The 14,446-nt window shown below is 71.5% G+C and carries 9 protein-coding genes and 1 tRNA gene; 5 read left to right on the plus strand and 5 right to left on the minus strand.

Annotated features, from left to right (window positions below; genetic code table 11):
* Positions 1-2: 2 nt before the first annotated feature.
* Positions 3-1,751 (minus strand): FAD-dependent oxidoreductase, encoded by a 1,749-nt coding sequence (locus tag ACFU3E_RS23360; RefSeq protein WP_384161379.1) that lies wholly within the window; start codon positions 1,749-1,751, stop codon positions 3-5.
* 163 nt (positions 1,752-1,914) lie between these two features.
* On the opposite strand from ACFU3E_RS23360, the gene ACFU3E_RS23365 reads away from it, so the two are divergent.
* Positions 1,915-3,639: a sigma-54-dependent Fis family transcriptional regulator gene (locus ACFU3E_RS23365; protein ID WP_384161382.1), complete on the plus strand. Its 1,725-nt coding sequence runs from the start codon at positions 1,915-1,917 to the stop codon at positions 3,637-3,639.
* A gap of 63 nt (positions 3,640-3,702) precedes the next feature.
* Here the strand turns inward: ACFU3E_RS23365 and ACFU3E_RS23370 are convergent.
* Positions 3,703-3,787: transfer RNA gene (locus ACFU3E_RS23370), tRNA-Leu, on the minus strand.
* Between the two features lie 141 nt (positions 3,788-3,928).
* Between ACFU3E_RS23370 and ACFU3E_RS23375 the strand changes: the two genes are divergently transcribed.
* Positions 3,929-5,260, plus strand: coding sequence for a DUF2254 domain-containing protein (locus tag ACFU3E_RS23375; protein ID WP_384161385.1), 1,332 nt, complete (start codon positions 3,929-3,931; stop codon positions 5,258-5,260).
* 198 nt (positions 5,261-5,458) lie between these two features.
* Here the strand turns inward: ACFU3E_RS23375 and ACFU3E_RS23380 are convergent, their stop codons facing one another.
* The 3 genes from ACFU3E_RS23380 to sucC all read right to left on the minus strand — a co-directional run bounded on the left by ACFU3E_RS23380 (position 5,459) and on the right by sucC (position 9,106).
* Positions 5,459-7,000, minus strand: a complete 1,542-nt coding sequence (locus ACFU3E_RS23380) for an aldehyde dehydrogenase family protein (RefSeq protein ID WP_384161387.1) — start codon at positions 6,998-7,000, stop codon at positions 5,459-5,461.
* A gap of 79 nt (positions 7,001-7,079) precedes the next feature.
* Positions 7,080-7,961 (minus strand): succinate--CoA ligase subunit alpha, encoded by an 882-nt coding sequence (sucD, locus tag ACFU3E_RS23385; protein WP_384161390.1) that lies wholly within the window; start codon positions 7,959-7,961, stop codon positions 7,080-7,082.
* Positions 7,962-7,975: 14 nt separating this feature from the next.
* Complete coding sequence (sucC, locus tag ACFU3E_RS23390; protein ID WP_384161393.1) at positions 7,976-9,106, minus strand: ADP-forming succinate--CoA ligase subunit beta; 1,131 nt, start codon at positions 9,104-9,106, stop codon at positions 7,976-7,978.
* Between the two features lie 176 nt (positions 9,107-9,282).
* Between sucC and ACFU3E_RS23395 the strand changes: the two genes are divergently transcribed.
* The 3 genes from ACFU3E_RS23395 to ACFU3E_RS23405 are packed head-to-tail and all read left to right on the plus strand — an operon-like array spanning position 9,283 to position 14,374.
* Entirely contained in the window at positions 9,283-10,980 is a 1,698-nt protein-coding gene (locus tag ACFU3E_RS23395) for a thiamine pyrophosphate-binding protein (protein WP_384161396.1), read from the plus strand.
* 9 nt (positions 10,981-10,989) lie between these two features.
* Complete coding sequence (frc, locus tag ACFU3E_RS23400; RefSeq protein ID WP_384161399.1) at positions 10,990-12,225, plus strand: formyl-CoA transferase; 1,236 nt, start codon at positions 10,990-10,992, stop codon at positions 12,223-12,225.
* Positions 12,226-12,229: 4 nt separating this feature from the next.
* Positions 12,230-14,374, plus strand: coding sequence for an acetate--CoA ligase family protein (locus ACFU3E_RS23405; protein WP_384161402.1), 2,145 nt, complete (start codon positions 12,230-12,232; stop codon positions 14,372-14,374).
* The last annotated feature ends 72 nt before the right edge of the window (positions 14,375-14,446 follow it).

A 14,446-nucleotide genomic window follows, 5' to 3' on the forward strand; every position in this document is an offset into this window, starting at 1 on the left:
GCTCAGGCGTGGCCGAGGATGCGCCGCAGCGCGTCCGCGAGCGCTGCCCGGGCGTCCGGGGCGGCGGACGCGTGCCGAAAGGCGACGAATCCGTCCGGACGGACGAGGAGGGCGCCCGCGTCGGAGAGTTCGCGCAGGCGTGCCCAGTCGCCGTAGGGGTCCTCGTACTGCTGCCCGGGGCCGATCACCACGGTGGCGACCGGGACGTCCTGGGCCGCGGCGGCCCGCACCCAGCCCTCTCCCCCGATGCCGGTCAGCAGGGTGAAGCGGCCCCGGCCGACCGTGTCCAGGGTGGAGAGGGTGCGGGTGCCGGAGGTGATCCAGGCGTGCGGGAGCCGGGCGCCGGGGCGGGTGGACGGCTGGTGGTGCAGCTCGGGGTCGCGGGTGAAGCCGGGGTCGGGTGTGCCGTCCGGGACGATCGCGGCAGAGCTCTCAGCGGAATAGCGCTGGTTGAGGTCGACACCGTGGGCGTTGAACTCGTAGACCTTGAAGGCGATCGCCTCGCGCAGCTTCGCCCGCTGCTTCTCGGCGGCCTCGGTGGCTTCCTTACGGGCGGCGATGTTGGCCCACAGTTGCTCGGGGGTCTGCGGGGAGAGCCCGTCGAGGGCCTCGAAGACGGGGGCGGTCTCGCGGATGGACCGGTTGGCGCGGGTGACGATCTGCCGCCCCACCGGGGCGCGTTCGGCGGTGTAGCTGTCGAGCAGCCTGGGATGGGCGGTGCCGTCGAGGACCAGCTCGAGCTTCCAGGCGAGGTTGTAGGCGTCCTGGATGGAGGTGTTGGAGCCGAGGCCGTTGGACGGCGGGTGCCGGTGCACGGCGTCGCCGGCGCAGAAGACCCGGCCGTTCGCGTACGTCTCGGCGTACATCTCGTTGACGGTCCACGCCGAGGACGACTTGACGGTCACGGGGATGTCGTCGTCGCCGACGAGCCCCCGGACGATCGACTCGGCGTACTCGGTGGTCAGGTCGGGGGCGCCGGCGCTCACGTCGTAGCCCCAGACGATCAGCCACTCGTTCCAGGGGCGCACGCAGCGCACCAGGCCCGCGCCGATGCCGCCGACCGTCGCGCCCGGCGCGAGGACCCAGTAGAGGGTGGCCGGGCGGTGGGCGGTGTACTTGCCGAGGTCCGCCTCGAAGACGATGTTGATGCTGCCGGCCACGCCCATCTGACCGCCCATCGGCAGACCGGCGTCCGCGGCGACCTTCGAGCGTCCGCCGTCGGCACCGATCAGGTACTTGGCGCGGATCTCGTACGTGTCCCCGCGCAGCCGATCGCGGACGGTGGCCGTGACACCGTCGGCGTCCTGGGTGTGGGAGAGGTACTCGTTCTGGAAGCGGAGCCGGGTGCCGCGGGCGACGGCCGCGTTCACGAGGACCGGCTCCATGAGGTGCTGCGGCATGTCGCACATGCGGGTGGGGCTGGCGAGTTCGTGCTCGGCCTGCACGAGCGGGTCGTTGCCCCAGGAGCGCACCCGGCCCAGTTCCTCGCCCGCCAGGCTGGTGCAGAAGGTCGTGTTGCCCATCAGGTGCTGCGGAGTGGCCTGCGCGACGACCTCCTGTTCCACGCCGAGGTCGCGCAGCACCTCCATGGTGCGCTGGTTGGTGATGTGGGCGCGGGGGGTGTCGGCCAGGCTCGCGTAGCGGGTCACCACGATGTTGGGGACGCCGTAGGTGCTCAGGGCGAGCGCGGCCGAGGCACCGGCCGGGCCGCTGCCCACGATCAGGACGTCGGTCTCGACGACGGTGGACACGGGGCACTCCTGCGAAGGGGGTTCGGGCGGCGGGGCGTCGGACGTCCGTGATCATGGCGTGCTCCGGCCGGCGGCGGGTGTCTCATTACGAGACACCGGCTGAGGCGGCCCGGACCCCGCAATCGTTGCCCTTTCAACCGAACCCGCTACGGTGGTCTGTGCCGTGACCGCCACAGACCCCTCCCCCGCACCCACCGCCCGGCCCTCCCTGCGGCTGGCCCGCGAGCGGTTCCTGGCGGGGTATCCGCTCCCCGGAGACGTGCCTGAGGAGGTTGTCGCGGCGTGGCGGCGGGCCCGGTTCTTCGGAGTGCCGCACGACTTGAAGGAACCGGCCGCCGATCCCGTACGCCCCGTGGAGTCGACGCTGCTCGGCGCCGCCCGGCCGGTCCTCGACCGGGTCGTCCCCGCGCTGGGCGCGGGCGGGGCGCTGCTCGTCCTGACCGACGAGCGGCTGCGCGTGCTGTGTACGGCGGGGAACCTGTCCGGGTTCGCCACGTGCGCCGTCCTGTCGGAGCAGGAGGTCGGCAACAACAGCGCGGCCCTCGCCCTGCGCACCCGGAGCCGGGCCGAGGTGCACGGGCCCGAGCACTTCCTCGACCGGTGGCAGGACGTGTCCGCGGTCAGCGTCCCGCTGTTCGGGCCGGAGAGCGGGCACGTGCGGGGCACCCTGACCGTCGTGGCACGGCTGTGCACCGCGGGCCGGCCGCATCCGCAGGCGGCGTTCGCCGAGGCGGCCGTCGCGGCGGTCGAGACGGAACTGCGGGCGCAGGCCGGGCGGGGCGAGCGGGTGTTGCTGGACGCCTACCTGCGGGCCGCGCGGGGACCCGGCCGGGCCGTGGCGGCACTCGACGGCCGCAACCGGCTGGTCAGCGAGGCGGCGCAGCGGCTGCTGACGCCCGAGGTGCTCGGGGTTCTGGAGCATACGGCGGTCGGCGCACCGGACATGGACGTCGCAGACGTCACAGACGCCGCGGAGTTGCCGGAGGGAGCCGGATGCACCGCACGCATCGCACCGGTACGTCTGGACGGCCGGGCCATCGGGATCGTGGCCGTCCTGGAAGCGCTCGACGCTCCGGCGCCCCCGGCCCCGGCCCCGTCCCCGCCGCTCGCCCTGACCGGCTCCTCGGTCCCCTGGCGGCACGCCGTCGGCCAAGCCGTCGAACTGGCCCGCTCCCCGGAGCCCCTGCTGCTCACCGGTGAGCGCGGCACGGGCAAGTCCGCACTGGCACGGGAGCTGTTCGGCCCGGACCCCGTCCAGGTCGCCGACGCGGCACGGGACACCGAGCTCGGCCAGGCCCTGCCGGCGTGGCGGCCCGATCGCCCGTTCCTGCTCCGCCACGCCGAGCGCCTCGCGCAGCCCGGCGTGGCCGCCCTCAACTCGCTGCTCGACTCGCACCCGGACACCCGGCTGCTGGTCACCTACACACCCGGCGCCCCGGCCGGCCCCTGCCTGCAGCGCCTGCTGGACAAACTGTCCGCCCGCTCGGTGACCCTGCCGCCACTCCGGGAACGCACCGAGGACATACGGGAACTCCTGCCTGCCCTCACACCCCGCCCGGCACCCGGGCAGCCGCCGCTGACCTGGACCCTGGACGCCCTGCGCGCGCTCGAGCTGTACCCGTGGCCCGGGAACGTCACCGAGCTGGCCCATGTCGTACGAGCCCTGGCGGAGCACCGGCGGCTGTCCGGGCCGGTACGCCGGGCGGAGCTGCCGGACGCCGTCCGGGAAGGACCGGCCGCGCGCCCGCTCAGCCCGATGGAACACGCCGAGCGCGCCGCGATCCTGGAGGCGCTGCGCCGCCACGGCGGCAACAAGGCGCGTGCAGCGGCGGCACTGGGGATCGGCCGGGCGACGCTGTACCGCAAGCTGCGGGGCTACCGGCGCTGAGCCGCGGGGACGCACAACAGCTCGGGCGGGTCGAGAAGATCTCGACCCGCCCGAGCTGGTCTGTGTCCGAGGGGGGACTTGAACCCCCACGCCCGATAAAGGGCACTAGCACCTCAAGCTAGCGCGTCTGCCATTCCGCCACCCGGACCAGGTGTCCGCCACCTCGCAGGGGTGCTCCCCGCGGCGACACGGACAACAATACCAAGCTTTCGGAGTGCCTTTCACCTGCGTTTCCGTCCGCCTGGCGGGGGTCCGGGACCTCGCGCTCCGATACCCCTAGGGTCACACCATGAGTGACTGGATGGTTACGCCGAGCTCCCCGGCGGGGCGTCGCCCGCGTGCGCTGTCGCCGCTCAGGGAGCATCTGCGGGACACGTTCTGGTTCGCCCCGACCGCGGCGATGGTGAGCGTCTTCGTGGTCTGGGTGGGGGCGCAGGCGCTCGACACGGCCATCGTCGACGCGCTTCAGGAGGACCGGGACTACGAGACGCTCGACGAGTTGCTCCGGTTCGCTGAGGACGCCAAGGCCGTGGTGAGCGCGGTCGGCTCGGCGATGATGACCTTCATCGGTGTGGTCTTCAGCATCTCGCTGGTCGCCGTGCAGATGGCGAGCGGGCAGTTCACCCCACGCGTGGTGCGGCTCTTCGTCCGCAGCCGGATCACCAAGGCGACCTTCGCGGTCTTCCTGGCGACGTTCGTGCTGACCCTGCTGGTCCTGACGAGCTTCGACAGTGTCCAGGATCCCCGGGCCGTCACGTCGGTGCCTCTGGTGCAGTCGGTCCTCACCCTCTGCATGGTCGGGCTGAGCCTGCTGCTCTTCGTGCTGTACGTGAACGCCACCCTGCGACTGATGCGGATCAGCCATGTGATCGCGCGGATCGCCTCGGAGTCGTTCCGGGTGGCCGCCTCGATGCCCGTGCCGACGGGCGGGCGGGAGGCTCCCGGCCTCGGCACGGAGACCGCGCGGGTGCCGCACGAGGGCCGGGCGGGAGTGCTGCGGGACGTGCACATCGCGCGGTTGGTGCGGGTGGCCCGCAAACACGGGGTCGTGTTGCGGCTGATCCCGCGGATCGGGGACTTCGTGGTGCCCGGCATGCCCGTCCTGGCGGTGCACGGCGGGCCGGTCCCGCCGCGCAGGGTACTGCGCTACGCGATCTCGGTGGGGGTGGAGCGGACCTACCACCAGGATCTCGGTTTCGGGCTGCGGCAGTTGTCCGACATCGCGTTGCGCGCCCTGTCCTCCGCGATCAACGATCCGACGACCGCCGTGCAAGCGCTGGACCGTATCGTCCAGTTCCTGGCCGCGCTGAGCCGGCGGCCGCTGGACGCCGCCCTGCACCGGGACCGGGACGGTACCGTGCGGCTGGTGCAGCCGGTGCCGGGGTGGACCGAGCTGGTGGATCTCGGGTTCACCGAGGTACGAGGCTGCGCCGCCGGGAGCCCGCAGGTCTCGCGACGCATGCTGGCCGGGCTTGACGACCTGCTCCTGCTCGCCCCGCCGGACCGCCGCGAGCCACTGCTGCGCCATCACGCACTGCTCCGGCAAGCTGTCGACTCGGCCGCGCCGACCACCTCGGACCGGGAGTTCGCTCTGCGCCCGGACCGGCAGGGCATCGGCTGAGGGACACGCGGGGCGCTCGGGCAGGAGCAGGGCGGCCGGGCGCGGCAGCACAGGCAGCACAGACCGCCCGGGCCTGCCGCATCCTTGCGGCAGCGGTAGGGCTGCAGGGCCGGGCCGGCGTCGGGCGGTGTCGGCGGTCGACGCCAACACCCACCGGACGAGCCGTGTGGTGAACCGGCGTCGGCCGCGCACCCCTTCTCATGGCAGCAGTCGGTACTCCGGGAAGTTCCCCGGCAGCCGCTCCCCCTTCGGACCCCGGGTCACGGCGTGCACCAGCAGATCGCCGCCGACGAACGCGCCCCGCCAGGACGCGCCGAGCCCGCCGAACAGCTCGTCGCGGTCACCCCGGGAGCGGGGCGCGCCGTGGCCGACCTTGAACGCGCGGATGTGCGGGGCGAGCCGGTCGTAGGTCGCCCGGTCGTCCGTGGACAACGTGGCGACCAGCGCGCCGTTGGAGGCGTTCATCGCGGCCAGCAGCTCCGCCTCCGTGTCGACCAGGACGATCGTGTCGACCGGGCCGAACGGCTCCGCGTGGTGCAGCGGAGAGGACGAGGGCGGGTCGAGGAGCGTGACCGGATGGACGTAGGCGGAGGTGTCCTGGCCGGGCAGGAAGCGGGCGTCGTCGGGCGTGGCGCGGTGCAGCGGTACGGCGCCGCGCTCGATCGCCTCGGCGACCTGGTCCTGCAGCTCCTTGGCCTTGGCCGCGTTGATGACCGGCCCGAAGTCCAGCTCGGGGTACGGGTCGTCCTGCTGCTCCACGGCGAGCGGGTGCCCGACCCTCAGGGTGCGCACCGCCGGGAGGTACGCCGCCAGGAAAGCGTCGAACAGGTGCCGCTGGACGACGAAGCGCGGGTACGCCGTGCAGCGCTGCTTGCCGTAGTCGAAGAGCTTGGGGATCACCGCGGTGAGCGTGTCCCAGTCCGAGTAGTTCCAGATGCCCCAGGTGTTGAGTCCCTCCTGTTCGAGTACGTGCCGTTTGCCGAGGTCGGTGACGGCCGTGGCCACGGCGGCGCCGGTGTCGCGGCCGCCGACGAAGGAGACGCAGCCGATCTCGGGCGCCCGCACCAGCGCCTGGGACAGCTCGCCTCCGCTGCCGCTGACGAGGGTCACGGGAATTCCCTCGCGGGCGGCGAGGGCACAGGCCAGGGTCAGGCAGGCGACACCGCCGTCGGTCGGGGTCTTGGCGATGACCGCGTTGCCTGCCAGTGCCTGGACCAGCACTGCGTGAACGAGCACGCTCATCGGGTAGTTCCAGCTGGCGATGTTGGACACCGGGCCGTCCAGCGGAGCCCGGCCGACGAGCATCGGCTCGATGCCGTCGACGTACCAGCGGACCCCGTCGATGGCCCGGTCGACGTCCGCCTGGGCGAGCCGCCAGGGCTTGCCGATCTCCCAGACGAGCAGCAGTGCGAGCAGGTTGCGGTGCTCGGCGAGGGCGTCGAGGGTGGCTGCGACCCGGGCCCGGCGCTCCTCCAGGGGGAGGTGCCGCCAGGCGCGGTGCTGGTCGAGCGCGGCGCACACGGCCCGGTGCGCGGTGGCCCCGTCCAGGAGTGGCGGGCCGGCGACGGGGCCGCCGTCGACCGGGCTGACCGCGGGCAGGACCCGGCCGTCCTCCTGCCATGCGCTGTTCCAGAGATTGAGGACCCGGTCGTCGCGGAAGGCCTCGGGGGCGACCGTGAGACAGCGCCGCCACGCGTCGGGCCAGGACGTGCCGGTCTTGAGCGTGAGGGTGGGTGCCATGGGGTTTGCTCCGCTCTCGGTGCACAGTCGGGGGCGGGGAATCGGCGTCGGGGGCGGGGATCGGCGTCGGAGGCCCGGGCTACCGGCCTTCGAGTCGCGCGAGCACGAGCTTCGCCGTCTCGGTCGGTGTGCTGCCCACGCTCACGCCGACCGCCTCCAGGGCGTCCTTCTTCGCGGTGGCCGTGCCGGAGGAGCCGGACACGATCGCGCCGGCGTGCCCCATGGTCTTGCCCTCGGGTGCGGTGAATCCGGCGATGTAGCCGACGACCGGCTTGGTGACGTGCTCCCGGATGTACGCCGCCGCGCGCTCCTCCGCGTCGCCGCCGATCTCGCCGATGAGGACGATCAGATCGGTGTCGGGGTCGTCCTGGAAGGCGGCGAGGCAGTCGATGTGCGTGGTGCCGACGACGGGGTCGCCGCCGATGCCGACACAGGTGGAGAAGCCGATGTCGCGCAGCTCGTACATGAGCTGGTACGTCAGCGTGCCGGACTTGGAGACCAGTCCGATGCGGCCCGGTTTGGTGATGTCGGCCGGGATGATGCCGGCGTTGGACTGGCCGGGTGTGATGAGGCCCGGGCAGTTGGGGCCGACGATGCGGGTGCCCTTGCCCTCGGCGTACGCGGTGAAGGCGACGGAGTCGTGGACGGGGATGCCCTCGGTGATGACGACGGCGAGGCCGATACCGGCGTCGGCGGCCTCGACGACGGCCGCCTTGGCGAATGCGGGCGGCACGAAGACGACGGTGACGTCCGCTCCGGTGGCGCGCATCCCGTCGGCGACCGAGCCGAAGACGGGCACGGAACGGTCGTCGAAGTCGACGCTGCGGCCGGCCTTGCGCGGGTTGACGCCGCCGACGACGTTCGTGCCGGCCGCGAGCATCCGCCGGGTGTGCTTCATGCCCTCGCCGCCGGTCATGCCCTGGACGAGGACCTTGCTCTCCGTGGTGAGGTAGATGGCCATGGCTTTCCCTCTCCTCAGGCCGTGGTGGCGAGTTCGGCGGCACGGGCGGCGGCGCCGTCCATGGTGGTGACCTGCTGGACCAGCGGATGGGCGTGCTCGTCGAGCACGGCCCGGCCCCGGGCCGCGTTGTTGCCGTCGAGACGTACGACGAGCGGCTTGGTCAGCCGCACGGTCTCCAGGGCCTGCACGATGCCGTCGGCGACCGCGTCGCAGGCGGTGATCCCGCCGAAGACGTTGACGAAGACTGACTTCACGGCCGGGTCGGAGAGGATGACCGACAGTCCGTCCGCCATGACCTGGGCGCTCGCCCCGCCGCCGATGTCGAGGAAGTCGGCGGGTCGCGCGCCGCATCCCGCGACCACGTCGAGCGTCGACATGACGAGGCCGGCCCCGTTGCCGATGATGCCGACCTCGCCGTCCAGCTTGACGTAGTTGAGGCCCTTCGCGGCGGCGGCCGCCTCGAGCGGGTCGCCGTGCCCGGTGTCGTCCGCGCCCCGGCGTGCCTGCCGGAAACGGGCGTTGTCATCGAGGGTGACCTTGCCGTCGAGGGCCAGGATCCGGCCCTCCTTCGTGCGGACGAGCGGGTTGACCTCGACGAGGAGGGCGTCCTCGCGGACCAGGACCTCCCACAGGCGTACCAGCACGTCGACGGCGTGGTGCGGCAGTCCGGCCGCGTCGGCGATCTCGGTGGCCTTGGCCGAGGTCACGCCCTCGGCCGGGTCGACGGGGATGCGGGCGACCGCTTCCGGCCTCGTGGCGGCGATCTCCTCGATGTCCATGCCGCCTTCGGCCGAGGCGATGGCGAGGAAGCGGCCCGCCGCACGGTCGAGTACATAGGACACGTAGAACTCGGTCTCGATGTGCACCGGTTGAGCCAGCATGACCGTGCCGACCGTGTGGCCCTTGATGTCCATGCCGAGAATCTGGCGTGCGGTCAGCTCCGCGGCGGCCGGGTCGGCGGCCAGTTTCACGCCACCGGCCTTGCCGCGCCCGCCGGTCTTCACCTGGGCTTTCACCACGACCCGACCGCCGAGCCGGCGTGCGATCTCGCGCGCTTCCTTGGGCGAGTCGGTCACCTCGGCCCGCGGCACCAAGATGCCGTGTTCTTCGAAGAGTTCCCTTGCCTGGTGTTCGTACAGGTCCATTTCGGCTCCTGACTGCTGTGTCTTCCGGAGAGCGACCCCCAGTCCCCTGAAAATGCCGCACGCCCCCTGGACACCACCCACCGGATGCGGGATAACAAGCTTCATACAGTATTCGTCGACTGTATGCAATGTACTGCGAGCCGCTCCAACCCCCTACGAAGGGACAGGACTTCGCCATGCCCGAGGACACCCAGGACGTGATTTCCGGTGGTCATCTCGTAGCCAAGGCGCTGAAGGCCGAGGGGGTCGACCGCATCTACACGCTGTGCGGCGGCCACATCATCGACATCTACGACGGCTGCGTCGACGAGGGCATCGAGGTCGTCGACGTACGCCACGAACAGGTCGCCGCCCACGCCGCCGACGGCTACGCGCGCATCACCGGCAAACCAGGCTGCGCCGTGGTCACCGCGGGACCGGGGACGACCGACGCCGTCACCGGCGTCGCCAACGCCTTCCGCGCGGAATCCCCCATGCTGCTGATCGGCGGTCAGGGAGCTCTCACCCAGCACAAGATGGGGTCCCTGCAGGACCTGCCGCACGTCGACATGATGAACCCCATCACCAAGTTCGCGGCGACCGTGCCCGACACGGCCCGCGCCGCGGACATGGTGTCCATGGCGTTCCGCGAGTGCTTCCACGGCGCACCCGGGCCCTCCTTCCTCGAGATCCCGCGCGACGTGCTGGACGCCAAGGTGCCGGCCGCCAAGGCGCGTGTGCCGCAGGAGGGCGCCTACCGCGCCTCGACCCGCTCGGCCGGCGACCCCGAGGCGATCGAGAAGCTCGCCGACCTGCTGGTGCACGCCGAGAAGCCGGCCATCCTGCTCGGCAGCCAGGTGTGGACGACCCGGGGCACCGAGTCGGCCATCGAACTCGTGCGGGCCCTCAACATCCCCGCCTACATGAACGGCGCGGGACGCGGCACCCTCCCGCCCGGCGACCCGCACCACTTCCAGCTCTCCCGCCGGTACGCCTTCTCCAACGCCGACGTCATCGTCATCGTCGGGACGCCGTTCGACTTCCGCATGGGCTACGGCAAGCGGCTGTCCCCGCACGCGACCGTCGTGCAGATCGACCTCGACTACCGCACGGTCGGCAAGAACCGCGACATCGACCTCGGCATCGTGGGCGACGCCGGCCTGGTGCTGAAGTCGGTGACCGAGGCGGCCTCCGGGCACGCTTCTCATGGATACGGCAACGGAGGTGCGTCCAGGCGCAAGGAGTGGCTGGACGAGCTGCGGGCGGCCGAGCAGACCGCTCTGGAGAAGCGGCTGCCCAACCTGAAGTCCGACGCCTCACCCATCCACCCCTACCGCCTGGTCAGCGAGATCAACGACTTCCTCACCGAGGACTCCATCTACATCGGCGACGGCGGCGACATCGTCACCTTCTCCGGTCAGGTCGTGCAGCCCAAATCGCCGGGGCACTGGATGGACCCCGGCCCCCTCGGCACGCTCGGCGTCGGCGTCCCCTTCGTGCTCGCGGCCAAGCAGGCGCGGCCCGACAAGGAGGTCGTCGCGCTCTTCGGCGACGGCGCGTTCTCCCTGACCGGCTGGGACTTCGAGACGCTCGTCCGCTACGACCTCCCCTTCGTCGGCATCGTCGGCAACAACTCCTCCATGAACCAGATCCGCTACGGCCAGGCCGCCAAGTACGGCAAGGACCGCGAGCGGATCGGCAACACCCTCGGCGACGTCCGCTACGACGAGTTCGCCCGGATGCTGGGCGGCCACGGCGAGGAGGTCCGCGACCCCGCCGACATCGGCCCGGCCCTGCTGCGCGCCCGCGAGTCCGGCAAGCCGTCGCTGATCAACGTCTGGGTCGACCCCGACGCGTACGCCCCCGGAACCATGAACCAGACCATGTACAAGTGAGGTGCCCCGATGACAGGAACCAAGGCCCTCGAAGGTATCCGCGTCCTGGACATGACCCACGTCCAGTCCGGGCCCTCGGCGACCCAGCTGCTCGCCTGGCTCGGCGCGGACGTCGTCAAGCTGGAGGCGCCGACCGGAGACATCACGCGCAAGCAGCTGCGTGACCTCCCGGACGTCGACTCCCTCTACTTCACGATGCTCAACTGCAACAAGCGGAGCATCACCCTCAACACCAAGACCGAGCGCGGCAAGGAGATCCTCACCGAGCTGATCCGGCGCTCCGACGTCATGGTCGAGAACTTCGGCCCGGGCGCGGTGGACCGGATGGGCTTCACCTGGGACCGCATCCAGGAGATCAATCCACGGATCGTCTATGCCTCCATCAAGGGGTTCGGCGAGGGCCCGTACACCAACTTCAAGGCGTACGAGGTCGTCGCGCAGGCCATGGGCGGGTCGATGTCGACCACCGGTTTCGAGGACGGGCCGCCGCTGGCGACGGGGGCCCAGATCGGGGACTCGGGGACGGGTGTGCACGCCGTGGCGGGCATCCTCGCCGCGCTCTACCAACGGGAGCGCACCGGGCGCGGGCAGCGGGTCAACGTGGCCATGCAGCACGCCGTACTCAACCTGTGCCGGGTGAAGCTGCGGGACCAGCAGCGTCTGGCACACGGGCCGCTCGCCGAATATCCCAACGAGGACTTCGGCGACGAGGTTCCCAGGTCCGGAAACGCGTCGGGCGGCGGCCAGCCCGGCTGGGCGGTCAAGTGCGCGCCGGGCGGCCCGAACGACTACGTGTACGTCATCGTGCAGCCCGTCGGCTGGCAGCCGATCAGCGAGCTCATCGGCCGGCCCGAGCTGGCCGACGACCCCGAGTGGGCGACGCCCGAGGCGCGGCTGCCCAAGCTCGGCAAGATGTTCCAGCTGATCGAGGAGTGGTCCTCGACGCTGCCCAAGTGGGAGGTCCTGGAGCGGCTCAACGCGCGCAACATCCCGTGCGGGCCGATCCTGTCCACCCGGGAGATCATCGAGGACCGTTCGCTCGTCGCCAACGAGATGGTCGTCACCGTCCCCCACCCCGAGCGCGGCGACTTCGTGACCGTCGGCAGCCCGCTCAAGCTGTCCGACTCCCGCGTCGAGGTGACCAGCTCCCCACTGCTCGGTGAGCACAACGAAGAGGTCTACGTCGGCGAACTCGGCCTCGGCGACGAGGAAGTGCGCCTGCTCAAGTCGAACGGAGTGATCTGACGTGATGGCGGAAGACCGGGTCCTGCGGGTGCGGTCCCTCCTGGAGTCCGCGCGGGCCGAGGGGCGGACCGCGCTGACCGCGCCCGAGGGCAAGGTGATCGCCGACGCGTACGGGATCGCCGTACCGGGCGAGGAACTGGCGACGGACGTCGACGAGGCCGTGGCGTTCGCGGCGCGCTTCGGCGGGCCCGTCGTGATGAAGATCGTCTCGCCGGACATCCTGCACAAGACCGACGCCGGCGGGGTGATCGTCGGGGTCGAGGGCGCCACGGACGTACGGGCCGCGTTCCACACCATCATCGACAACGCGCGTGCGTACGACCCCGATGCCCGCATCTCGGGTGTGCAGGTGCAGGAGCTGCTGCCCAAGGGGCAGGAGGTCATCGTCGGGGCGGTCACGGACCCGACGTTCGGGAAGGTGGTCGCCTTCGGGCTCGGTGGAGTGCTCGTCGAGGTCCTGAAGGACGTGACGTTCCGGCTCGCCCCGGTGGACGCCGACGAGGCGCTGTCGATGCTGGACTCGATCCGCTCCGCGGAGATCCTGCGCGGGGTGCGCGGCCAGGTGGGCGTGGACCGGTGGGCCGTCGCCGAGCAGATCCGACGGGTGTCGCAACTCGTCGCGGACTTCCCCGAGATCGCCGAGGTGGACCTCAACCCGGTGATCGCGACGGCGGAAGGGGCCGTCGCCGCCGACATCCGGGTGATCCTCGCCGAGTCGCAGCCCGCGCCGCGCCGGACGTACTCGAGGGACGAGATCCTCGCGTCGATGCGCCGGCTGATGCAGCCGAGCTCGGTCGCGGTGATCGGCGCGTCCAACGAGCGGGGCAAAATCGGCAATTCGGTGATGCGCAACCTCATCGACGGCGGCTTCGCCGGGGACATCCATCCGGTGAATCCCAAGGCCGATGACATTCTGGGCCGCAAGGCGTACAAGAGTGTCACGGACGTTCCCGGTGAGGTGGATGTGGCGGTCTTCGCGATCCCCGCCAAGTTCGTGGCCCCGGCCCTGGAGGAGGTGGGGCGCAAGGGGATCCCGAACGCGGTACTGATCCCCTCCGGTTTCGCGGAGACCGGCGAGCACGAACTCCAGGCGGAGATCGTGGCGATCGCCGAGCGGTACGGAGTACGGCTGCTGGGGCCGAACATCTACGGCTACTACTCGACCTGGCAGGACCTGTGCGCCACGTTCTGCACGCCGTACGACGTCAAGGGCGGGGTGGCGCTGACCTCGCAGTCGGGCGGCATCGGGATGGCCATCCTGGGCTTCGCCCGCACCACCAAGACGGGTGTGTCGGCGATCGTCGGGCTCGGCAACAAGTCGGACCTGGACGAGGACGACCTGCTGACCTGGTTCGGCGAGGACCCGCACACCGACTGCATCGCGATGCACCTGGAGGACCTCAAGGACGGCCGCGCCTTCGTGGAGGCCGCGCGGGCGACCGTGCCGAAGAAGCCGGTGGTCGTGCTGAAGGCCGGGCGGACGGCGGCGGGGGCCAGGGCGGCCGGTTCGCACACCGGTGCCCTGGCGGGCGACGACGCCGTGTACGACGACATCCTGCGGCAGGCCGGGGTGATCCGGGCGCCGGGGCTGAACGAGATGCTGGAGTACGCGCGCGCGTTGCCGGTGCTGCCCGCTCCCCAGGGCGACAACGTCGTGATCATCACGGGCGCCGGCGGCAGCGGTGTGCTGCTCTCCGACGCGGTGACCGACAACGGGCTGTCCCTGATGGAGATCCCGCCTGACCTGGACGAGGCGTTCCGGAAGTTCATCCCGCCCTTCGGGGCCGCGGGCAACCCGGTGGACATCACCGGGGGCGAGCCGCCGTCGACGTACGAGGCGACGATCCGGCTGGGTCTGGAGGACCCGCGCATCCACGCGCTGGTCCTCGGCTACTGGCACACCATCGTCACTCCTCCCATGGTCTTCGCGGAGCTCACCGCGCGTGTGGTGGCCGAGTTCCGGGAGCGCGGGATCGAGAAGCCCGTGGTGGCGTCGCTCGCGGGAGACGTGGAGGTCGAGGAGGCCTGCCAGTACCTCTTCGAGCGCGGGGTCGTGGCCTACCCGTACACGACCGAGAAGCCGGTGGCCGTGCTCGGCGCGAAGTACCGCTGGGCGCGGGAGGCGGGGCGGCTGGGGGGCGGTACATGAGGTGAGTGAGCGGGGGGCCGGCCGACGGTGCGCGTCGGCCCGCCCCCGGACCCCCACGCGCCCGAAAGGCAT

The sequence above is a fragment of the Streptomyces sp. NPDC057424 genome (assembly GCF_042803315.1).
Classification (GTDB): domain Bacteria; phylum Actinomycetota; class Actinomycetes; order Streptomycetales; family Streptomycetaceae; genus Streptomyces.